The organism is Pedobacter sp. GQ55 (assembly GCF_059758925.1).
This window is the reverse complement of sequence record NZ_JCAXEI010000014.1, coordinates 1-21,889: the sequence shown is the minus strand read 5'-3', so window position 1 is coordinate 21,889 and position 21,889 is coordinate 1. Positions and strand designations below refer to the sequence as shown.

Genomic DNA, 21,889 nt, shown 5'->3' with positions numbered 1-21,889 from the left:
TCCGGGCCTGGCCCGGAGCATTTCACCTGCAGTACAGCGTCTTGGTAAACATGTTACTGCGTGTGATCACATTTTCCGTTTCCGGATTACCGGGAACGGATTTTTTGTTTAGTAAAGATTAACCGTTCATTTTTCTCCTTTCCATTTTATTCGTTGCCGGATATAACAACTTCCTGCCTTCCGTTAAAACGATATTTCAGGTCAGCTGTATTGCAGATGATGTCCAGCGCATCCGAAAGTGAGGCTGTACCATCTACACTCAAAGAGAGGCGTTTGCCAGCCGATGCAGACTTCGCAAAACTGATTTCTATATTATACCAGTTTTCCAGCTCATCCGCAATTTGTGCCAGAGAACGATTTTTAAAGGTAATTTCTCCTGAAGACCATCCCTGGATCCCCGGGATGTCCACAGGTATCCTTGCTGCCTTTCCAAGCCGCTGATCCCATGTTATTCCTTCACCAGGAACAAGCACCGCAAGTTCAGCCACTTTTGTATTTTCCTTCCTGGATACCCTTACTTTACCGGTTGCCACTTCAACAAGCAGCGGGTCACCTTTAAAGGCAGTGATTTTGAAAGAGGTGCCCAACACCATGGTCTGTATTTCACCAGTGTGGATTACAAAAGGCCGTTTGGGGTTTTTTGATATTTCAAAAAAAGCTTCCCCTTTAAGCGCTAGCGTCCGCTGGTTGGTGGCAAATTGCTGAGGATACCTAATACTGCTGCCTGCACCCAGGTAAACCACCGAGCTATCCGGTAGTGTCACCCTGGAACGGATCCCCCTTGGATTGCTTTTCTCTATCATCACGCTGGCTGCTGTAAAGGATTGTCTGGTCTTTACCAAATGTCCACCTAGCAAATATCCGCCAATGCCCAGCACTGCAAGGCAAGCAGCGGCATAGCCTATCCATTTTGTGTATCCTAATTTAATGGGCGGTTTTTTGAAATATTTATCTCGAAACACCTGATTCCACTCTTCCAAAAGAGCCTCATCAGCCTGCGGGGGATGCTCCATCGCAGAAAAGTCGGCTTCCAGCATCTTTTCCAGTGCCTGCTGCCACTGGGGATCTTGAAGAAAATGCTTCACACGGAGCAGATCATCAGAGGTACACTTGTCATTGATGTATCGGACTAAAAGTTCTCTGTCTATTTCTGTTTTCATGACCCGGGTATCAGAGCAAGTGCTCTATCTATACATACCGTAAGAAACAGGACTTATACCCAATGTAAAATGTTGTTTTTTCGCAGCAACACCGTAAGTGACTGATAATGAGATAAAAATATTTAACAAAAAATAAAGATTGCGATGACCGGCAGAAACAACAGGATGATATCCCCTTTTTTCCGCACTAAACTTCTAACCGTATGTATGGCATCAGTAAGGTGCCGGTTTACCGTTTTAGGCGAAATGTCAAGTTCATCCGCTATTTCCTTGTAGCTCATTCCCTGCTGCTGGCGCATTTCAAGTACCAGTCTTCTTTGAGGACTGAGACAATTCAGGCTTTCCTGATATAATGTATTAAGTTGGCGGTAATGGATTGGGTCATCTGCCCTTTCGGTGGACTCCGGCTCGGCAAGCATTTGGTCAACCGGTAAGAAAAGAAGACTTTTCTTACGAAAATTGTCCACCATAGCCGCCTTAAGCAGATGAAAAAGAAACGGCTCCAGACGCTGACTTGTGAGTTCTTCCTTCTTTTGCCATGCCTTGAACATGACGTCCATTGTGATTTCTTTTGCCAGCTCACTATCGTGGATATACCGGGAAGCAAATCTGAGTAGTTTATGGAAATGAAGTTTAAATAATTTGTTGAATGCGCCTTCATCCCCGTTTTTCCAAAGGCTAATTAGTTCGGGTTCGTTCGGGATTGGGGACATTCGACCAATGTTTATTTGTCCTCAAAAGTACATTAGAGAGATATAATAGCGCATTAAATCTATATTAACTATTTGTTATATCTAATCTTACCAACCCGAGAACCTCGGGTAAAACCTTCAAGAGCAGCATTGGTATTCCGATTCAGAATGGACGTAAACTTAATGTGCACAGCCTGTAAACCTTTATTGGATAAGTTTCCCGGAATAACTGCCGCTTTACTTAAAATGATTATACTTATGACACCTAAATTTAATATTGAAATCAAAAAATTAACTTGATTTATACATTGATATTCAGTAAGTTAGTTCCTTATTCTAAATTAACATGGAATTTACCTCTCTTCAAAAACAGGGTCACGGTTTTGCTGTGTTTCCTGAAGCCAGGATCTATAAGACCCCCGGCGTAAAAAGTATTCAACATTTGATATTCGGAGACTACATTTCTCCTCCCAAAGCCTCTGAATCCAAAAAATGGGAACCAGAACACTCGAAAGTCCATAAAGGCAAAGTTTGGGTTAACGTTCACTCCCGGCAACAGGATGGCTGGATGTTGTTATCCGACATTCAGCCGAACAGGGTGCTGGAAATCAATTTTGTAGATATCGGACAAGGCGACGGTTGTCATGTGGCTACACCAAATGATGAACACCTCATCATTGATGCTGGCGAAACCGATAACATGTACAGGTTTTTGCGCTGGCGATTTAACTTAGAGGGGATTTCAAAACCACTTCCCCCTTTTACAGCGGTGATCAGTCATTCAGATGAGGACCACTTCAAAGGTTTTGGAAAGCTATTCGCTAATCCAACTGATGGCCTCAAGAGGAAACTTCCGTTTAAGCAGATTTACCATAATACGATTATTCAAAGGTCAGGAAGTTCGCTTGGAGAATCAGCTGTCTTCCAGGATGTCAAATACCTGACGGATTTTACAGATACTAAGGAGAAGCTCACAGCCATCCTGGACAAGGCCGACAAAAAAAGTAAGTACCAGCAATTACTTTCCGATACGTTAAACACGAACACGGATATAAAAGTGGATGGGCTGTTTAAAATTATGGGTGAAGAAAAAATCATTTATGATGACGGTCTGTTAAAACTGGAAGTGTTGGCGCCAATTGCCGAAAAGGTCAAAATAAACGGAAGCGAGCAGTTCGCCCTGCGCTGGTTTGCTGATGATGTAGGTAAAACTAAGAACGGACATTCTGTTGTCATCATGGCGCATATCGGGAAGCTCAAAGTACTTTTGGGTGGGGACCTGAATTCGAAATCCGCCGATTTCATCATGTCTCAGTACAGTGGCCAGGAACTGGAAGTACTGAAAGTAAGTCTGGAGAGGGCGAAGACGGACCAGGCAAAAGCCAAGATTCAAAAACAAATTGATAATGTGGTGGAAGCATGTCGTCCTATTCTCGGCTGCGATGTAGCCAAATCCTGTCACCATGGAAGTCATGACATCACGAATGAATTTTTACGTGTATTGAATCCAATTGCCACGGTAATTTCCAGTGGAGACGAGGAATCTTTCTGTCATCCCAGACCTGAAACGCTTGGCGCCATTGGAAAGTACAGCAGAGGTGACCGGCCGCTGATCTACAGCACCGAGCTTTCCCGCTCCTCTCCAGAATACCTGACGCTAGAAATGATTAAAGTTAAAACCGATAAAGAAAAACAACGGCTGGTTTCTACTTATGGAATGATTGCATTGCGCTCAGATGGCAAAAACACGATCATCACTCAAAAGCTGGAGAAGCCTGCTTCACGCTTCGGTTTAATAGTTAAGTGGCAGATCGACAAATTAATATGGAATGATGAAAGGCAGGATTTTGTGTCTAAACATTAAGTATGCCATCAAAGCCTCCATAACTGCGCATTTCGGCATTAATAAAATGCACAGTAAGCGATAACACATGATAAAAATTTAACACTGGTTTAATAAACGGACTTTAGCTTTGCCGTATAAATATTTGGTTAGTATTATACGTTTAAGTTAGTTGACAATGAAAAGCTCGGATGGATATCGGAGCTTTTCATATTAGGTTTTTAATATGAAAGTAAACAGGGTTTTAATTGTATTTGTGGTGATCGCTTTAACAGCGCCAATCATTAATTTGTTTCGGTATATGAAGGTGGTCAACGACCCTTTGGAAGAGGAGATGCTCTGGATCTGAGAGACTAAGATCTGCAAGCTATTGTACTTACTTCACATTAGACTCACGAATATTTTTCGCCTTATTAAAAGTTGCCAAACAACTATCCAACGGCTGGCCTTGTTTATAAATGCAATCACAGAAGACTTCGCAAGCTGCCGGGTTTTTACTGCCGGCACACTGATTTCTGCAGGCAGCTTCAGAATTGCAAGGACCTATCTCAAATAAATAGAACGTACCGAAGATGATAGCGGCTAAAACTGCGAAGGAACCCCCAAAAAACAGGATCCGAAGGCGATTGCCCAGTGGCTTTTTTAACACAGGCGGCGATGCTACTTTGCGTTGCCCAAATGGCAAAACGTGTTTCAAACGGTCAGAGTCCCAAATTAATAAAAACAGGTTTGCCAGTACCATCATAGTAACGAGCCTGGTCCCTTCAAAGCGGGTAGCATAGGTCAGTACACAGATATTGACAATCATGGGAAAATACATCAGTGCACCAAGAAGGGAAGTTTTCGGAATCAGTAAAAATACAGCAGTGATGATTTGGGCAATTCCAATAAAAGTATAGTAATAGCCTGTTAGCTGTAAGGCATCGAAGTAATGCCCTAAAGGATTATTGGACGGCAAACCGGCGGCGAACCGTTCACCCATGACCTTAACAAATCCTGCAGGAAGAAAGCCGGCTGCTAACGCTACGCGGCAAAAAACAGCAAAGTTTTGAAACCACTTGTCAGACTTTGCTTCGTAGTATAGTTCCTCAAATCTGCCCATGTTTTTTACGAGGGATTATGTTACTCAACAGAAAATGAAGAATCAATGCGATCACAGTCCAGTATACAGCACAGGCAAGCATCCGAATTGGTGGTGCCGGGTCCGGATCATTTAATATTGTTGCCAGGGGCCCTACCAAAACAACTTTGACAGGATATATGATTGTAGCCAGGGTGCGCTTCCAGGCTATTGGCGAGTCAGTTCCCGGGAACCATTCTCCGTTTACGGGTTGCAACAGTAAATTAGTGATAATAATAAAGGCAAACGCCGAAACAAGAAAGATGACAACAAATCTTGTTCTTGAAATTTTCATAGTGTTGATTTTATACTTTGCAGTATGAAGTTAATTAAACAACTTTGAATTTCAAAGTGCTTTTAAAAATATATTAACAAACCCTTCGCTGTACAGTTAAACTGACAGTAGCTTTCGCTCGAAACTGATCTCATTGTTTTGAACAAAAATGGATGTCTTAAAAGAAGCGATATATTATGCGGAAAGCTGTATATTTCGCCACCATCCGGAAAACAAAAAAAAGACTTCAATTATTTGATTTTCAGAATTTTAGTTGATTACAATGTCAGTTTCAGCGGGACCCGGAATCTACGATGCAACATCTACAGGAACTTTTCAGAATAATCAGGGAAATTTATAAGAATAAGAAGCGTATGGAGGAAAATGAAAATGGATAAGTATAACACAGTGTCCTGAGAGATGTATAATTACGCTTAAAACAACGTTTTTATCCAATCAATTAGATTAAAGTACCTAGTAGAGAAAATCAAAATCACTCTACTAGGTATCTTGTGACTTGATTGCTCCAATGGCTGAAAATGTTCTATTCGGAATTGGAGGTTAAATAAATTTGTATATTTTCTATATCCCTTTTAATTTTTAAAGGGCCAAAGGATTTTATAATCTCAACTGCCTTATCATGACAGAATTTTAATTTCAGTCCGCTACCACAGCAGCACTTGTCATTTCTTCCCAAGTGTTCTTTATTTAATATCTGTATTAAAGTTTGCAGGGCGGCTTCGGCTGAAGGCATATTTAATTCTTCTAAATAATACTGAATTACACCTGCGGTGTGATGTGCATATTCAGCTCCAGCATATTCTTTATTTTCAAGCTTATATATTTGATTGGCAAAAAAAGAATATACTTTATCAGCTATAAAATCTCCGAGATTAATCCCTTTCTTAGATAAAGCAATAAGTGAATGCTCTACATCCAGACAACATACACCTTCCGGGGAAATATGCCAGTCAATATCCCGGGGGATAATATTGCTTTGTTCGATCACTATCGGTACGCAAAAAGGATAACCATAGGGAACCAACATTCTGATTTTAAAAGTGTTCCAATAAACACCCACGGTATCACAAATATCCAGTTCACCTATGATCACCCACATTTTGAACTTAGCATTCCATCCATAGGTTAGCTTAGGGAAACGCTCTTTTGCGACGACGAAATCCCGTTCGAAGAAAGATTTACCGTTACTTAGAATCATAGTACGGTTTGCTTGTCGCGGCAATTGGAGCGAGATTAGCAATGTTCCGATTGGGAAGCATAACCGCCTTTTGTTTTAATTGGAGTCCGCCAGATAAATCTGTTGCGATAAAATCCTGTCTCTTCAGGAACGATAGCCAATTAAAGTCGTACTGCGTGTAATTAAAATGCTCTAAGGGAATTTGAAAAATATAGCGGTCATTCTCACTTTTCGTGCGATGGCAAACTGGCGTATAAAATTCGGCTAATGCCGGACTTTCATTTTTAACATGGTCTCCAATTACAATTCCATTACTAACAGCAATGGATTGCATCTTACTGGCCAGGCTCGTGTGTAAGCTACAAGTTGTTACTTCACTTATCTCACCGATACCGGCCGTACCCCAAATGACATCTCTATCGTACCCCAGGTCGACACCTATTCTAGTGTAGATGTTCTCTATTCCCTGTTCGTTAAAAAGATTTTTCAGATCTTCTTTAACAAAATAAGTGAAGACACTTGAAAACTTTAATGCACGTTCAACAGCCAGCTTCGGAGTCATGTTTTTACCTCCGAAATACACGAACAAACCATCACCTTGTAAACGGTGTACATAGCCACCAAAGATAAGGCAGGTGTGTATCGCCGCACGTTGAATCGTATTGGTTATAATCCAGACTGTACGAGGCAAGTATTTTTTGAAAAGGTTTGTTGAACCTTTTATATCTACAAACATCGATACGATGTAGTGATCTTCCAGGCGCTCCGAATGCTTTAAATCAGCAAAGTCTGGATGCAAACCTAATGACTGGTCAAAGTTTGGCGTCAAACCAAGCTCTCTTGCAAAATCAGCCAAATTTGGTAACAAACGTTTTTCAGGAACCTGCTGATTAAATGCTTTAAAGTCCATGCCTTTAAGCAGGCTTCTTTCGGAATAAGACAAGTTCTCATAAAGTTTCCCTGATTTAGGATCCGCAGCTATAGCTGCGCGGATAGGTTTTAAATAGTCGTCGAAAATATGCATGTGTATTATTTTAAATTACAAAGTATGATTATGAATAAGGGTATAAATAGGTAGAACTGAATCGTGAACAATATTCCCGCGATTTTAAGTTTTCTGAACTTGCCTTGTAAACCACAAGCCAAAAGATGAGCCTGATTTCTCAAATCTTTAAGCTCATCTTCTTCAATACGCGGAGCAGCAGATTTTGCACAGAAGCTGGGGTTATCCATGCACCCTATTGCACCAAAAAAATGTAGGGAGTCAGTATCGTTCCCTAAAAAGGGAGTAGCCGCCATAACCACTATAATCATAGTAGCTACGCCCAGACCTATCAGCAGAACCATGAGGCTATGTGCCCAAAAACCACAATTAACCAGAGAACCTATTACAAAATAACCAGCTGCCAGCCCTCCAACGATAAAAGTACTTAACCCCAAAAATACAGAGCTTTTATTGTTGACACTTTCGTAGTAGTGATCAAACCGGTCTATGCAATATTTTAGTCTTTCTTTTTCCATGTTAACCTTTTATACCCTTAGGGTCGTTTCCATAAGAGTTTTTCTCCCTGAACTGACCATGCTTGTTTTGGATCGTTAACTCAGATTGATTTCTGATTGCCTGTTGTCTTCCAGCATCAATTGCTTGTTTTTGAGTGTCAAAAGTTTTTGTTACGCGCTGGTTGCCTTCCGTCCTGGTGGCCCAGTCATCGCCGTGCTTCACGACGAATACATTTTTGTTGCTTTTCATATACTTATATTATGTTTAATATTAACTTCACGTCACGGACGGTGTCCTACTGTTGGTACTAAATCCATTACCAACGGTTTTAGGTATATCAGTTGAACACAATTATTAATGGCCTGGCAAGACTTAGATTCCGAAAGTAGTGAAGACCTTGTTGCCTATCTCAGTTGGATTAACGACCCTGAGTTGGTGCAACAGGCAAAGGATGCCTTTCAGGCACTCTGTTTTCGCTTTCAGGGAGATATTGTGGAGAAATGCAGGGTGATCAGCAAGAACAGAGGTTATGATAAACACATAGCTGATGACATTGCTCAGCAAACTTTCGAGCGCTTCTTAAAATACCCAAATTTCGATTTCAGCAAATCGAAAGCAAGTAATTATGAAGCAGGTCTAAAACTATATCTATATAGGATCGCAGAAAATTTATTCAATGATTTCTATAACGAACAAAACAATACGAATCCCAACCCCTATCTTGGAGATGAAGATTTAGTCTACGATATGCCCTCAATTGAAAACATATCTGGTAAAACGGAACAGCTTAAGGTTTTAAGACAGCAATATGAGCTAATACAAAAAGCTTTGGACCGGCTTTCTCCAAAACACAAGATCATATACCTGACCTACCAGCAACATGCACAGCAAGGATTTAAACTACCCAGAACATTGACTGATAAACTCCGAGCGGAGCTGCAATTGACACAGGCAACTATACAGTATTATAAGAAAGAAGCGTTTGATAAAATTAAGGAGTATTTAGAAATTTATGGCTCAAAGTAAAGTAAATATCACCCCCGACAACATGTCTGAATGGCTAGCGTCTACCGGATTTTTATTTCCCAGAAATGAGATGGAAATGTCACGGTTCGATAAATTGTATGCCGATGAGCTGGAAGACGTTTCAGATTTCCAGGTTGACTGCGCCGCCATATTTAATAAAACGCTAAAACCAGCACATGTCATACCATTGAAAAAAGAAGCTGAAGAGCGAGATATCATACCTTTAAAAATGGTAGCAAGAAAGGGATCAAGCGTGCCACAGCATATTCTTGATAAGATGAAAAAGAATCAAAATGGAAGATCAAAGGACGATTCTGGAATACCGGAAAAAGGAACTGAGTAAAATTGCAGACTTTGTGTCTTCCCGATTTTCTGAAAGGAATGTTACGCTTCTGGAAGGGATTGTTGCATTTGAAAATATAAACCTTTATTTGGATCATTACGAAATTTTTTTTGACGGAATGCTGGTTTTTGACGAAGATGAATTTCATATCCATTTGAATATAGATAGAAAAAACACTTTGGAGACTTCCAGGGGCCGATTCAGTTTAAGCCATGAATTAGCTCACTATTACATTAACGAACATCGGATAGGGTTGCAAAGTGGCATCCTAGAGCCACATGGTTCTCTCACTAGCTTGAATAAGCATGACCTTATAGAACTTGAAGCTGATTTTTTCGCCAGCTGCCTCCTCATGCCCTACGATAAGATTTATTATTTTGATCAGGTAAAGAAGTTCTCATTTGAGAAGATCAAAGCAATTTCAGAAAGCTTCAATGTGAGTTTATTGGCAGCCACTATAAGATATTGCCAAATCTGTTTACACGAACTTATGATTGTGGTATCTCAAAATAACATTGTAAAATGGTACGATCGAAATAATCATTTTCCCAAATGGCCATTCCGATTCAAAGTGCATGGGCAAGTACCTCCCACAACTGTAGCCGGAGAGTTTTTTACGAAGCCGGGTAGTAAGTTCGCTTCTATAGAAGAAATCAATCCGGATGACTGGTTCTATCCTTATTCAGATGATCATAGGGCAAACCGAAAGATGAATGAGCAGTGTTTTTATGCAGACAACTATGGCTATGTGATTAGCTTATTATGGTTCAAATAACTTTGTTATTTGAACGTTTTCAGGTATTCTTATTCGATATCATTATTGTGAAAGTCCTTTTGGTGCATCCCCTGTGTATTTTGGAAAAAGTGGGGAAGCCGATTAAACTAAATCTTTACTATCCCATCTATGCGACTATTAAGAATTGAAAACCGTTTCGAGTTTTTGCTGCCAATGATCAAAAGCGCTATGTGTGACATAGCCATCATAACATAAATTCGATGTTTCAGCATCGCGTTTCCTTAGCGACATCCGCTTGCCTTTTCTTGGACTGCCAATATAATCGTAAATGGCCTGTACAACATTAACATAGTTATCGATATTAGCTTTGAAGATATAGGTAGCCCTGCCATGTACAGTGCTTTCCCATACCAAAAAAAGTTTTTCTTGACGTTCGACCGCAAAGATAAAGGTATCTTCTGTGCTGATAGAGTTGCCTGAAGGTATGATCTCAAAGGCAGGTATTGGCTTGAAATTCTCTGCCAGTTGGCTGGCTAAATATTCAATACAAATCAGCTCGCCATTTCCCGCCATAGCCATTTGCGTCAAGAATTGTTTAGAAACCGGCCCTATCTTTTCCAGCATGGCAACGGCGGTTATCGTTTTACCATTCTGAAAATCCTCAATTAGCTGTTCCTTAATTCGTAACAATGTTACCATTTCCTTCACCCTTTCAACATTTTTTATCTCGCGGATTTCCTTACCTATAAGCAGAATAGAGAGTGTTGGCAATTGCAGGTTCTTGATGTATTTTCGTAGATATTTAAATGATTTGCGGGATTCCGCAACGGGATACCCCTGCGAATAATTTGTGCCGTATTTTATTTTGATCAGGTAGTCTTCAAAAAGTACATCATGCCATTCGACGCTAACCCATTGCGAAACTTCTACTGGCAGAGATTTTACTGGAGTATTGGTAAATATCGCCTTTGCTCCCTGCTTGTTTTGCCGCAAGCGTTTTTTCGCACGCTTCTCATACTTTGTTAGTTTCTGCTTTATTCCCTCTGTGGGAACAGCTTCGTTTTGCATAATCTTTACAGATTTTAGGGCTGCTTCTTTCTTTTCGAGAAAGTATTTCTGCTCGGCTTTTACCGCACTTTTGATCTTATCTTCAAACAGATGATAGTAAGCAGGGTTATGTTTTTTGATCAGCTTGGCATAAGTTGACGCCTTTAATCTGCGATCGGTTAAAATTTCCTTCAGTCCTGGCTCAAGCACTTTGATCTCAGCGGCAAGCTGCTGCTCGTTGATCCCCAAAAAAACCGCCGCCTTATTAAAATAAGGCCTGAGCGCATTTTCCTGTTCCTTCTGTCGAGCCTTTTTAGCTTCACCCTCCTTAACAAAGCTGGTCTTGATATTACCCAAGGCATCTTTCCAATCCAAAGGAGCAGTTTTTTCGGTCTTCTTCATCGTTTAGCGTTAAAAAAGAAATTTAGGATTTTTTAATGAGTTATAAAAATGATTAACGGACCTGTTCTCATTGCTAAGAAACCAGACATTGATAAATCTTTATTAAATTCGAACAGAAAATAACAATGGACAAGTACTCAATTAACCGCCTCATTCTTCTTGGAAATGGCTTCGACCTGTCGCATCAGCTCAAGACCAGTTACAATGATTTCATTAAATGGTATCTTGTACAGGCTATGGAAATGGCCAAATTCCATCGGGAATATGTAGATGAACTGATGACGATAACCTATCCAGATTTCTATGGGATGGATTATCTGAGTAGAGATGGACTCAACACCGTTCCTGCATTGGTAGATTTTTTCTACGAAAAAGGATTTGCTGAAATGCTCGCCAGTAATGTGCTGAAATTTCCAGACTGGCAGAACGATTATGAAAACCCTTTCAAGTTCAAAGTGCATTCTGATCTGCTTGCTACACTTTTATTGACCTGTAGTCATTCAAATTGGGTAGATATTGAAAATACATTCTATGATCAGCTGAAACAGGCATTGCGCAATACCAGTCCTAATGAAAAGGAAAAAGAGATCACAAAACTCAACTATTCTTTAAGCATCATTATCCACAAACTGGAAGAATACCTATTAACATTGGATGTTACAACTAGCAGAGCAGATTATGAAACGATATTTAACAGCGGTTTTGACCCTAATGAATTTGTCGGGCTGACCTTCTCAGAGGAGCGAAATGCAGGTATTGGAAATATAATGATCCTTAATTTCAACTATACTTCTACAATCAATAATTATATCAAACAAAATAATGACCAGTCAATTGTAGTAAATTATATCCACGGTAAATTGGGCGACGAAGAAAACAGACCAATCTTTGGCTTTGGCGATGAGCTGGATAGTGATTATGCCAGTTTTGAACTCGATAGAACAAAAGGGATTTTTGCTTATATTAAATCGTTTTGGTACTTCAAGACCTCTAATTATCATAATCTGATAAGGTTCATTGATTCGGCACCCTATCAGATATATACCCTCGGACATTCCTGCGGACTTTCCGACCGTACAATGCTGAACATGATACTAGAGCACAAAAATTGCAAATCGGTGAAAATATTTTATCATCAAAACGGGAACTCCAACGATTACACTAAACTCACCCAAGAAATATCCCGTCATTTTAAAGACAAACAGGATATGAGAAGAAAGATTGTGCCATTTGACCGCTCTTTACCAATGCCCCAAACGCCAAATGAAAACTAATTCAGCATTAATACCAGAAGTATATCACCAGTTCAAAGAATATCGGTCAGGACCAGTTCCATTGAATGAGGAATTTACTAATTACGGAAAAGAATAGCGAATGGGCCCAAAAATCTCCAATTACCTATTATCAGACTCGTTTTTTTAGCAGACTCCGCAGTCGAATAGCTACTTGTCGACATTCGTGTTCATTAAATCTACTGAAATCCAACCGCATGTGTGAAATCGTTTGAACTGGCTTTTTTCTATTCAAGCTATACCACATATCTGACGGTGCAGTATTGACAATAATGTCCGTTGCTGGAGAGATCGCCTTAAAAAGACACCTAAAACATTCTCCCCTGTCGCGAATAACCATAAGATGTTCCATTCGGATATTAAATCTGCGCAGGTTCAAATGCTGCAAAATGGCACTCTGTAAAGGTTGTCGGCTTGTCTGCATAACTGCGTCTGCGCTAACTGTCAATGAGCCATCCCAGGATCCTTGACGCACATATTTTGCTAGCATTTTAGTAGGCTGGTATATCTTATCGAGTAATGGTACGCCCACAGATATAAAACCCATCCCCTTCTCTGTTCTCGAATTCATCTCCCGTAGATCAGATAAAGCAATTGCAACAGGCAACAATTCCGGCATGGATAAAGGCTTTATTTTACAGGCATCATTTGGCAGGGAATCCGCCACAAAGGCTTTGCCGCCCCTTGAATGCGTCAGCCAGCCAGTGGCAATTAACTTGGAGTAGGCCCGCAACGCGGTATTGCGGTTTACCTTATTCAGACGTGCTAATGTTCGGTGCGATGGAATACTTTCCTGCGGCTGAACCACAAGATTTTTAATACTATCAATAATAAACTCCTCAATCTGCAAGGAGTTAGGCTTCTTTCCAGTAAATGGAATAATCCACAACGACAAGTCATATTGGCGCATAATATGTTTCTTGGTTAGAAATGAAATTTAAGACTACGAAAGTATACTATTTCCAATCAATCCAAAAAATCAAAAACTGCCCTAGCTTTTTCTTGCATTGCAAAATGCGGGGAAGATTGGCGAATAAGAAAGGAAGGTAGGAATGTAATCAGCACATATTAATTTGATCGGGGCATGTAGGAACACTCCCCATTTATTGTTTCATAAAAAATGTTCATCAGGATAGCTATGTCCTTAACACTTACCTATAATAATATGACTAAACCACTATTGAGCAATTATCAGGATAACTTACTAATCAATTTGTTATTTTCCGTAACCCATAAGGTCACGAATAAATAACCCAAATTGTTACCACCTCCAAGCGATATGGATGATACCAGCAAACAAGCACAAATTTTTCCTACCGGTAAAACCATAGATTTTCGAAATGTTGAAAATAGCCCTGGAACGAGAAGAAATCACTGTGTTTTTGGTGTATGTGAATTCAAACTTTAGGCCCTTTTTAGTGCTCTTCTTGATCTTCGAAATCATATTCCTCATAGTCATAGGCTGACTCTGCCTTAAGCTCCATATTTTTTTTAAAATTTTTTAAATAATTGTAAGTGATCATTAAGGCTTCGTCTTTATGTCTATGAGTTGCGGGACGTATCAGAGTAAAATGGTCTTTTCCCGCAATTCTGTCAACGTTAGGGTCATCTTTGTAAGACGAGCTTTCAGCATCAACTAACCAGTCATCAAGACCTAACACCCTTTTGAAATCAATTTTATCATCGACCCGTAGATTGCTCCAATCAAGGTTTAACTCTTCGATGAAATCATTTCCTCTGCTTAACTGAGTGAGCTGTCTAGAGTCTCGAAAAAAATGTCGAAGGATGTGATAGCAAAAAAACAAGTAATAATTGGCATATAATGATCCGTGATGCGGGGTAGCATATGTTATAAGTGCCCTTACCTTTCCAACTGTCTTTGTTTCCTCTAGAAGGTTGACCAAATATTTTCTAGCGACCAGCCCCCCCATGCTATGCGCAACGATGACAACATGTTCATACTCTTCACAAAGAACGTTCACAGATGTTCGGAAGTGCTGCGACAACTCTTCTATACCAATACCGATCAATATTCTTCTGATCTTTGGTATTATTCTGATATACGGTATTCTACTCCAAAATTTTTGACTACCGTAGTATTGATCGTACTCTAATCCAAAGGAATCTGCTTCTTTCCACTTTTCTTTTAAATGATTTGAGAACGGGTACCATGTATCATAACTTCCAGCAAGACCGTGCACAAATAGTACAGCGGTATCTGGTCTATCTTCACCTATTGATGAAGGAGCCGTGCCTTTTACTAACTTAAACATATGATAAATAATGGCTTAAGAAATGATATTTTTCAATGATTCCACTTTTTTAATGATCAGGTCTAAAAGTGGATCGATAGCGTTCTTATTAGAATGGTGAATATTGCCAGAATTAAGCTGCCCGAGGCTATTAATCACCCTTTTTAGGATCTTTATAGGTGCGTGCATTTCTTGTTGATCTTTCAGTAAACCTTCCGAGTAAGACAAGGTTTCTAACAGTGTGGGTTCTAAGACCTTCTTCCAATTAGTATCAATATCCCTAATAATATCCGCATTACTTTTTTGTGGGTGCTCTTTCTTTATCTGTTCAAATGATCTTTCATTGTAATTGACGATTGAATTTTCATAGTCAGCTTTAAACTCATTCCAAATATATTCATGACAGAAAAAACTGTTGCTAGAAGTTGGTTTTGCGATGACACGCGCTCTTTGTACAGGGATTCCGAGCCTAATGTAATGAAAATATGCCTTTTTGAGATCACTAAGATCATCTTGGGTATAATTCCATTTTGCAGAAGTTCTGGACTTGTTGTAAGATTTTAAGTAATTATTTAGATCAACAAAATGCCCTTCCCTCTTGTCGAGGCGAGTATAATTTCCAGGAGTTCCTAAAAACAATAAATATTGATCCATTAATTCCAGAATTTTAAGCCACTCATCTATTCGACTTTCATCTTCGGCCATGGTCGTGCCGATCTCCGCAATATTAAATCCATGTCGATGATGCAATTCGTAACAGCGAAGGTATTTTTCGATCGGATTATAATCAACCTTACTATCCACTCCCATCTGATAACGAGTTTCAAGTGTGACGATCTCCTTTTCGTTATCAATTAATTTATCAGGAAGTACGATAGCGCTAAAATAGCCGGGAATATTCTTATCTCGGCTTAACTTATTCAATAGCATTGCTCTTCGATTGCCATCTATAATCACCCCGTCTATTGTAACAATACCAACCTCTTGCTGACCGTTCTTTTCAAGACTTTCTAAAGTTTTTTCATTTTTAGAGGTGGCTGAGTCAAATAAATATTGCTCAATTATCAACTTATCGTTGGCATCTTCCGGATTCAGTTCGTGAAATTGGGCTTCGTAGGATTTAGTATAACTTCGGATCCTGCCATTATGTGGGTTATATAATAGATATTCAAGTGGTATTTTCTTGACTGGTCGAGGACTTGAATCAGACTGGTAAATAATAGACTTTTTTTCACCCGTTTCTTCCGATTCCTCGATAGCGGCTATTCTCTCTTGCTGTGTAATCATTGATGGCGTTAAACTGTGCTTTAAATTTGATAAAATAAATTGACATTTTAGGCTGTAATAAATTAAAAGTTTATCTTAATCCTTCACAGAGATATCAATTTCTGAAGATCACCACCAAAATATAATCAATTAATGCAGTTCAATATCCAAGCTTGATGTCAATGGTCGCGCAGCTAACTTTCTGCTATTTCTGAAGGGACATTTTGACAAGGATGATGGAAAACAACTTGATGTAGAGAAGTTGCTTATCCGATCGTAAAAAATAAATGGGAATCTTTTATGGTTCTACACCGATCAAGATCAGCGGAACGGAGGGAACACCACGTCCTTGTCTAGCTAGGTCATATAGCGCTGCCTCATAATAGCCGGGACCTGAGGACATCATAGCCTGCATGCATTTCATCGGTAAGATCTCAACACCTAACTCAATAGTGTTTCCTACATAAAACGCAAGATGCTTAACAAAAAGATCATAGGCTATAAAACTATATTTTCCAAATTGAACCTCCACAGCAATTCTATTTTTGACAAAATCAGTCTGATTAAAAGATCTGATCGGTTTTTTTCCAGCCAGCTCTATTTCTATCTTTTGTTCTTTCTCAGGCAAATGCATTGTTTTTGTAATGAGATCGTAGTCATCAGTAACCCAATAGCTTGTCCTGCTTTCATACCATCCCAAATCTGCAAATCCCTCTTTGATTATGTCATTGATCTCACCAGGACTATATACAAGATTACCCATTTTTGTTTTTTCCTTACTGATCTTGGTTAAATATTTATCAAGATCTATGGAGTCGATAACACCAATGATCTCATCCCACATGTCCTTGTGATGATATTGTATCCATTCAAATCCGTTCAGGTGGGAATAGTATGCCCCTATTTTCATTCAGCTTTTTTTGATCCGTAAAATTAAGATTTTTTATTTGCTTTAAGCAAAGGTAGTGTCTAATTCAGGCGACAGAGCCGCAATATTCGAGTTGGACATGATCGCGTTAAAACAAGACCCCAACAAGATTCCGATAAAAACGTCGACATTGTTCTCAACCAATTTCTTATTATCGATCTTCCCCTCCTTGCTAACCAATTCTCGTTCGATGAATGTCTGAAGATCTTTAACATGCGCCTTATCAGAAACCAAATAATTTTTAAACAACTGTACGAAATCACCCAACTGATCTGTTAATGCGATAGGACTTACTAAGGATCGATCAACATTTGTCCAATTCTTCTGCAATTCATATGGCCTAACACTTTTGACAAATAGCAAGTAAGTATTCAACATTGATGTCAACTGTTCATCTTCAAGTAAGTTGACCTCTCTTACGGCCTTATAAAATAGTCCACTATCAAGTTCATGTCCTTTAATATTTTTTGAACTGCCATAAAAAAAACTGAAATTCCAACTCACTTTTTTTGTTTCCTTGTCAAAAGCGTTCTTAAGCTCAAATCTCACACCACTCCCGAATCGTAATCCAGGTATAGCAAGGCGAAACGAACGTCCTTCAGAGAATTTTGCCCCTTCATTGTCTGGTTGATGAGAAATGGCCATCTCGGCGCCTAAAACAAAACGCTCTGGCGCAACTTGTTTAGGGAGAACAAGATCATCTAGCTGAACGCCTTGCATACTTTGAGCAATATAAAAAGTCAATAAGGGTGGAACCGCATTACCTATCATCTTTATTTTTCCTGCATAGGTCTTACTAAAAAATTGATAGTTGATAGGAAAAGATTGAATGCAACCTCTTTCCCTAACTGTGAGTCTCCTTAAATTATCACTCGAATCTCTAACTATTATGCTTTCTCGAGATACACGTGTACATAAGGCTGTAACCGTCCTTGACGGTCTATCCAAGCGGTCAGGAAAACTCATTGCGTTATATACCGGGTGGTAGGTTTTTGCATCACGATTAATTCTCTCCTCTTCCGCAGAGAGATTTGGTTCCAATATATTGTCTGTAACCAGATTGCGCTCTAACGTTAGGCTATAGACCGGATCGGTTATTGGTTCTTGCTCTAGTTCATGCAAAACCTCTCCTAAATTAATCCTCGGTATCTTGGACGTGTAAGATTCAAAAAGATCGAAAGGAAATCTTCCAGCTATCATTCTTCTTCGATCTTGTGGCACTCCAAAATCAGATGCTTTGTACACACGAATGTCCCCGAATAAGTGAGCGAAACGCTCAAGGGAGCCTCCAGGAGCAATTTCGGTAGTTAATATGCCAGCAACCCTTGGCACATTCTCCATCGCCCAATACCTGGGTTGTAAATATTCCACTACTTCTAAAAACTTCTTAATATCTATTAGTCCATCTGCAATATCCCCTTTCCCTCCACGGTTAGCCAAAGAAAATTGAGTACATGGCGGACTTCCGACCACAAAATCGATCAATTCCGGATCGGGTAGGTCAGCATTGGTAAGTTTACGTATATCCCGTTCTGCATGATCTGATTGAAAATTTTTATTATGCGTCTGATTGGCGTCTTTCCACCATTCATACGAAGATAATACTGGTACCCCCGCCATCTTGAAGCCTAAGGTCCAACCACCGATTCCGCTATACAGATCAATAACTGCCATATCTATAATTGTTTAACAAGCTCCGTGGAGCGAATGTGAATTATTTTTTCTTTCGATACCTTAAGAATGCTTTCAAAGCCTTTCTCATCAGCAAGTAGTGCCGCGATCTCATCACTTAAATAAGCTTTCTTAAGGTCATCCCCTTTTACCGAAAACAGTCTCGAAATAACGTCAATGATCTCATCGACACGTTTTTTGGGGAATTTGTTTTCATTTTCGATCCGGCTTAACACTGCAACATCCATATCCAGTTCACTGGCAAGCTTTCGCTGGGGCCAGCTCTGTGATTCTCTTAATTCCCGGATCATTGAACCTAAAGTTGCCATTGACCTCAAATGTATTGATAAAATTTATGTTGACAAAATTTATGTTGACAAAAAAAATCAACAACCTATATTTTTTTTAGATGAGGAATAACTTGCTCAATCAAAGAATCTATGTCTTTATTTATTTGACATTCCCAAAAGATCAACACGGTCCAACCAGCGCTTTCAAGTGAAAACCTTTTTCTTTGGTCTCTTTCAACGTTCTTTTCTAATTTACTACTCCAAAAACCACTATTACTCTGGGGGTTCTGTAAATTACAGACCGGACATTTGTGCCAATAACATCCATGTATAAATATGGCTACCTTTTTTCCTGGAAAAGCAATGTCAGGCTTGCCATCTATCTTCCAGTGTAATCGGTAACCTATTATACCTACATTCCTTAAAGCTTTCCTAAATTTCACCTCTGGTCCGGTATTCTTTGATTTAATAGCACTCATAACTATAGATGCGTTAGGAGAGCTCGGGGCTGGAGATCGTTTATCTCTGCTATATTGCTTCATCTTTAATAAGCCTTTCCTCTCCAATACCAATTAATATGAAGGGACAGGGATTGCCGACCCCTCTATTTAGCCGTAAAAGCAATTTATCCATATGAGTGGTCGCTGCCCCATATTTTGAATAATATAATGCACCAGCAATTCTTTTAATGGATTCTTCCTTGGGCAAATCGATAAAACGTGCAATCGCCGTTTTTGCATTATCAGAAGAAGAAATAAACGTTAGCAATTTCGTCAAATCGAAGGGATGAAGTCTTTCCAAAAATCTGGTATAGACCTGTAATAATTCTCTTTGAAGACTAGCACCTCTAGTGATGATAATCCCTAAGCTAAGTTCACCTATTTGATGCAGTTTTCGAAAGTTCTCAAGGTCACGGTCATAAAATGGGTCTTTATTATTCCATTCGATTTCCAGCCCAATATTACCTTGATCAAAAGACTTATAGTGATCAACCTCGTGACTTTCTGATGTGAGTACTACTCCTCTAACGTGATGCTCACTTTCAATTACCGCTTTAGGCCAGCCATACTTATCTATTAAGGCCGCCAAAGCTTGGGTAATAGAGCTTCGACCACCTCCACCGGCGACAATCTGTGCCTCATTGATGTAAAATGATTCTAAGATATCTTTGAGTTCAGCTTTTGCATCTTTAAAATGGTCATTGATAATCGAGTCCGCAAATCGGGTAAAATAAATCTCATATCCTGGAATGTCGAGAATTGAGTCGTTTTTATAATAATTGGCCATATTATTAATTAGTCAGACTAATATAGGATAAACTAGTCAACATCTGTGACTAACTAGAGATATTAAGAATAACAAATAATTTTAGATTCAACTTCGTCGAAGAACGAATTGTTTGACCAGAAATACCTTGCTGAAGGCCTTATATTCTATTTTGGGAGATGCTAAAAACAAAAGAATTCTTAATACTTACTCAATAGATAGAAAAAACCACTTTTGGAAACGATTGCTACTATCAATAATTTAATTAGAGTTGTAATTTATATCCATTGTCTCGTTTACTCAACTGACGGCTTAAATTCGATCTCAAATAATTCCTTTGGGTGAACCTTAAAGGCCTTCGCTATTTTATGAATAGTTGCAAGCTTCACATCAACCCTCCCTTTCTCAATATTAATAAGTTGAGGATGCTCGATTTCGGCGATTAACGCGAATTGCCGAACACCAAATCCACGTTCTTCTCTCAAGGACTTTATGCGCTTGCCTAGTTTATCTTTCAACGAATCTAAATCATCAATACTCATGATGGAAGATCAGATTTGTTAAAAAAATATTTGGTATAGTTAGATATACCATCAGAAATTTAGTATATTAGTCTTATGAATCAACTATAATTATATATGTAATGTTATTTTTGTAATTCTTCTTAACTGATATTAGAAGCATTACACTAGAGTCTTGTACTGGAAAACTGGTAATTCGAAAGGACACAAGATGACAGTGAAGATGCTCACGCTAAATGGCGTGGGCTCTTTTTGTCGTGTCCAGGTATACCAGTACCTCCAGTACGATGAATTGAGCTTCACGTCATTTTGCGTTAACTCCGTTTATGACTCATATTAATTGCTAACTAACTTTTTTTAATATGAACTTCAGTACTTGTCAGATCAAGAACAAACAACATTATTTCGACAAATTCAGTCAGGGTGATGAAAAAGGATTAGCCTACTTTTATAACAGGCTCTACCCTTCTTTATTCTATAAAAGAATGCGGTACATTAAAGATGATATCAATGCGGCCTGTATTGTGAGCGAGGCATTTCTACGCCTCTGGTTAATTCGAAACAGTATCACCGACCCAAACCACATGGAAACTTTTCTCCACGACACGACAATCGATGCCTGCAAAGCCTACTACAAAACCTCTCGGCACAATTTCCAACGGAACATGCTCAGGCTTGATGAGATCGAAAACTATCAGGAATTCATGGGAGGCTATGATCCTGAAGAAGAATTGGATCAGGATGACATCTTCTATCAGGAAGAACTTGATGAACGCTTAAAACTGCAGTGGCAGCAAGTTGAAGCCGTCATACCAAACCTTACTGAAAATCAGCAACTGTTTATCAAGCTCTGCCTGAAATACGCTTTCAACTATGAGCGCATCGCCTGGCACATTGGTGGTATCTCTGATTATCAGGTCGCCAGCACGGTTGAAAAAACACTGGAAACCTTAAAGTCCATTCTGACCAGCTCGCAAAAACTAGAGGCAACAGGAAAAACCAACAAATTCAAATTCGAAGGTGACCTCTGCGAAGAGCAATCCAGGATCCTGCACATGCGC

General features: G+C 39.4%; 24 protein-coding genes. 6 read left to right on the top strand and 18 right to left on the bottom strand.

From position 1 onward, the window contains the following. Nucleotides 1–146: 146 nt before the first annotated feature. Nucleotides 147–1,160: a FecR family protein gene (locus AC6CH7_RS23965; protein WP_498265113.1), complete on the bottom strand. Its 1,014-nt coding sequence runs from the start codon at nt 1,158–1,160 to the stop codon at nt 147–149. Between the two features lie 122 nt (nt 1,161–1,282). After that, on the bottom strand, nt 1,283–1,873 hold the full coding sequence (locus tag AC6CH7_RS23960) for an RNA polymerase sigma factor (RefSeq protein WP_498265112.1): 591 nt from the start codon (nt 1,871–1,873) through the stop codon (nt 1,283–1,285). Between the two features lie 325 nt (nt 1,874–2,198). On the opposite strand from AC6CH7_RS23960, the gene AC6CH7_RS23955 reads away from it, so the two are divergent. Next, nucleotides 2,199–3,716 carry a ComEC/Rec2 family competence protein gene (locus AC6CH7_RS23955; protein ID WP_498265111.1) on the top strand — a complete coding sequence of 506 codons (1,518 nt, stop codon included), beginning with the start codon at nt 2,199–2,201 and terminating at the stop codon, nt 3,714–3,716. A 355-nt stretch (nt 3,717–4,071) separates the two neighbouring features. Here AC6CH7_RS23955 and AC6CH7_RS23950 read toward each other — a convergent pair whose 3' ends face one another. The 6 genes from AC6CH7_RS23950 to AC6CH7_RS23925 form a co-directional block, all read right to left on the bottom strand. Further along, entirely contained in the window at nt 4,072–4,797 is a 726-nt protein-coding gene (locus AC6CH7_RS23950; RefSeq protein ID WP_498265110.1) for a hypothetical protein, read from the bottom strand. Then, complete coding sequence (locus tag AC6CH7_RS23945; RefSeq protein WP_498265109.1) at nt 4,784–5,110, bottom strand: hypothetical protein; 327 nt, start codon at nt 5,108–5,110, stop codon at nt 4,784–4,786. The genes AC6CH7_RS23950 and AC6CH7_RS23945 overlap by 14 nt, the downstream gene beginning before the upstream one ends. Nucleotides 5,111–5,633: 523 nt before the next feature. Next, complete coding sequence (locus AC6CH7_RS23940) at nt 5,634–6,308, bottom strand: YecA family protein (RefSeq protein ID WP_498265108.1); 675 nt, start codon at nt 6,306–6,308, stop codon at nt 5,634–5,636. Continuing rightward, entirely contained in the window at nt 6,295–7,311 is a 1,017-nt protein-coding gene (locus AC6CH7_RS23935; RefSeq protein WP_498265107.1) for a hypothetical protein, read from the bottom strand. The genes AC6CH7_RS23940 and AC6CH7_RS23935 overlap by 14 nt, the downstream gene beginning before the upstream one ends. 5 nt (nt 7,312–7,316) lie before the next feature. Then, nucleotides 7,317–7,808, bottom strand: coding sequence for a Pycsar system effector family protein (locus AC6CH7_RS23930; protein ID WP_498265106.1), 492 nt, complete (start codon nt 7,806–7,808; stop codon nt 7,317–7,319). A 1-nt stretch (nt 7,809) separates the two neighbouring features. Further along, entirely contained in the window at nt 7,810–8,037 is a 228-nt protein-coding gene (locus AC6CH7_RS23925) for a DUF2188 domain-containing protein (RefSeq protein WP_498265105.1), read from the bottom strand. A 108-nt stretch (nt 8,038–8,145) separates the two neighbouring features. Here AC6CH7_RS23925 and AC6CH7_RS23920 point away from each other — a divergent pair, with 108 nt between their 5' ends. Genes AC6CH7_RS23920 through AC6CH7_RS23910 form a run of 3 tightly spaced genes read left to right on the top strand, consistent with a single transcriptional unit; the run spans nt 8,146 to nt 9,932 of the window. Next, a complete protein-coding gene (locus AC6CH7_RS23920; RefSeq protein ID WP_498265104.1) occupies nt 8,146–8,814 on the top strand; it encodes an RNA polymerase sigma factor in 669 nt (222 codons plus the stop codon). After that, nucleotides 8,801–9,157, top strand: coding sequence for a hypothetical protein (locus AC6CH7_RS23915; protein WP_498265103.1), 357 nt, complete (start codon nt 8,801–8,803; stop codon nt 9,155–9,157). The genes AC6CH7_RS23920 and AC6CH7_RS23915 overlap by 14 nt, the downstream gene beginning before the upstream one ends. Beyond that, nucleotides 9,108–9,932 (top strand): ImmA/IrrE family metallo-endopeptidase, encoded by an 825-nt coding sequence (locus AC6CH7_RS23910; RefSeq protein WP_498265102.1) that lies wholly within the window; start codon nt 9,108–9,110, stop codon nt 9,930–9,932. Before AC6CH7_RS23915 ends, AC6CH7_RS23910 begins: the two co-directional genes overlap by 50 nt. Nucleotides 9,933–10,070: 138 nt before the next feature. Here AC6CH7_RS23910 and AC6CH7_RS23905 read toward each other — a convergent pair whose 3' ends face one another. After that, on the bottom strand, nt 10,071–11,342 hold the full coding sequence (locus tag AC6CH7_RS23905) for a hypothetical protein (RefSeq protein WP_498265101.1): 1,272 nt from the start codon (nt 11,340–11,342) through the stop codon (nt 10,071–10,073). Between the two features lie 125 nt (nt 11,343–11,467). Here AC6CH7_RS23905 and AC6CH7_RS23900 point away from each other — a divergent pair, with 125 nt between their 5' ends. Then, nucleotides 11,468–12,616, top strand: a complete 1,149-nt coding sequence (locus AC6CH7_RS23900) for an AbiH family protein (RefSeq protein WP_498265100.1) — start codon at nt 11,468–11,470, stop codon at nt 12,614–12,616. Nucleotides 12,617–12,746: 130 nt separating this feature from the next. Here AC6CH7_RS23900 and AC6CH7_RS23895 read toward each other — a convergent pair whose 3' ends face one another. The 9 genes from AC6CH7_RS23895 to AC6CH7_RS23855 all read right to left on the bottom strand — a co-directional run bounded on the left by AC6CH7_RS23895 (nt 12,747) and on the right by AC6CH7_RS23855 (nt 20,849). After that, nucleotides 12,747–13,544, bottom strand: coding sequence for a GntR family transcriptional regulator (locus AC6CH7_RS23895; protein ID WP_498265099.1), 798 nt, complete (start codon nt 13,542–13,544; stop codon nt 12,747–12,749). Nucleotides 13,545–14,049: 505 nt separating this feature from the next. After that, the gene (locus AC6CH7_RS23890) at nt 14,050–14,907 is read right to left on the bottom strand and encodes an esterase/lipase family protein (RefSeq protein WP_498265098.1); all 858 of its coding nucleotides are present in this window, start codon (nt 14,905–14,907) and stop codon (nt 14,050–14,052) included. A gap of 15 nt (nt 14,908–14,922) precedes the next feature. Beyond that, nucleotides 14,923–16,173, bottom strand: coding sequence for a hypothetical protein (locus AC6CH7_RS23885; protein WP_498265097.1), 1,251 nt, complete (start codon nt 16,171–16,173; stop codon nt 14,923–14,925). Between the two features lie 277 nt (nt 16,174–16,450). Next, nucleotides 16,451–17,062, bottom strand: coding sequence for a BglII/BstYI family type II restriction endonuclease (locus AC6CH7_RS23880; RefSeq protein ID WP_498265096.1), 612 nt, complete (start codon nt 17,060–17,062; stop codon nt 16,451–16,453). A 42-nt stretch (nt 17,063–17,104) separates the two neighbouring features. Further along, nucleotides 17,105–18,754, bottom strand: coding sequence for a DNA cytosine methyltransferase (locus tag AC6CH7_RS23875; protein ID WP_498265095.1), 1,650 nt, complete (start codon nt 18,752–18,754; stop codon nt 17,105–17,107). A 2-nt stretch (nt 18,755–18,756) separates the two neighbouring features. Then, nucleotides 18,757–19,080 (bottom strand): helix-turn-helix domain-containing protein, encoded by a 324-nt coding sequence (locus AC6CH7_RS23870; RefSeq protein WP_498265094.1) that lies wholly within the window; start codon nt 19,078–19,080, stop codon nt 18,757–18,759. A gap of 65 nt (nt 19,081–19,145) precedes the next feature. Next, nucleotides 19,146–19,583 (bottom strand): very short patch repair endonuclease, encoded by a 438-nt coding sequence (locus AC6CH7_RS23865; protein ID WP_498265093.1) that lies wholly within the window; start codon nt 19,581–19,583, stop codon nt 19,146–19,148. Continuing rightward, nucleotides 19,570–20,328 (bottom strand): BglII/BstYI family type II restriction endonuclease, encoded by a 759-nt coding sequence (locus tag AC6CH7_RS23860; protein ID WP_498265092.1) that lies wholly within the window; start codon nt 20,326–20,328, stop codon nt 19,570–19,572. Before AC6CH7_RS23860 ends, AC6CH7_RS23865 begins: the two co-directional genes overlap by 14 nt. 275 nt (nt 20,329–20,603) lie before the next feature. After that, on the bottom strand, nt 20,604–20,849 hold the full coding sequence (locus tag AC6CH7_RS23855) for a helix-turn-helix domain-containing protein (protein ID WP_498265091.1): 246 nt from the start codon (nt 20,847–20,849) through the stop codon (nt 20,604–20,606). 341 nt (nt 20,850–21,190) lie between these two features. Between AC6CH7_RS23855 and AC6CH7_RS23850 the strand changes: the two genes are divergently transcribed. Then, nucleotides 21,191–21,889, top strand: a 699-nt coding sequence (locus AC6CH7_RS23850; RefSeq protein WP_498265090.1) for a sigma-70 family RNA polymerase sigma factor, incomplete at its 3' end; no start/stop codon positions are given.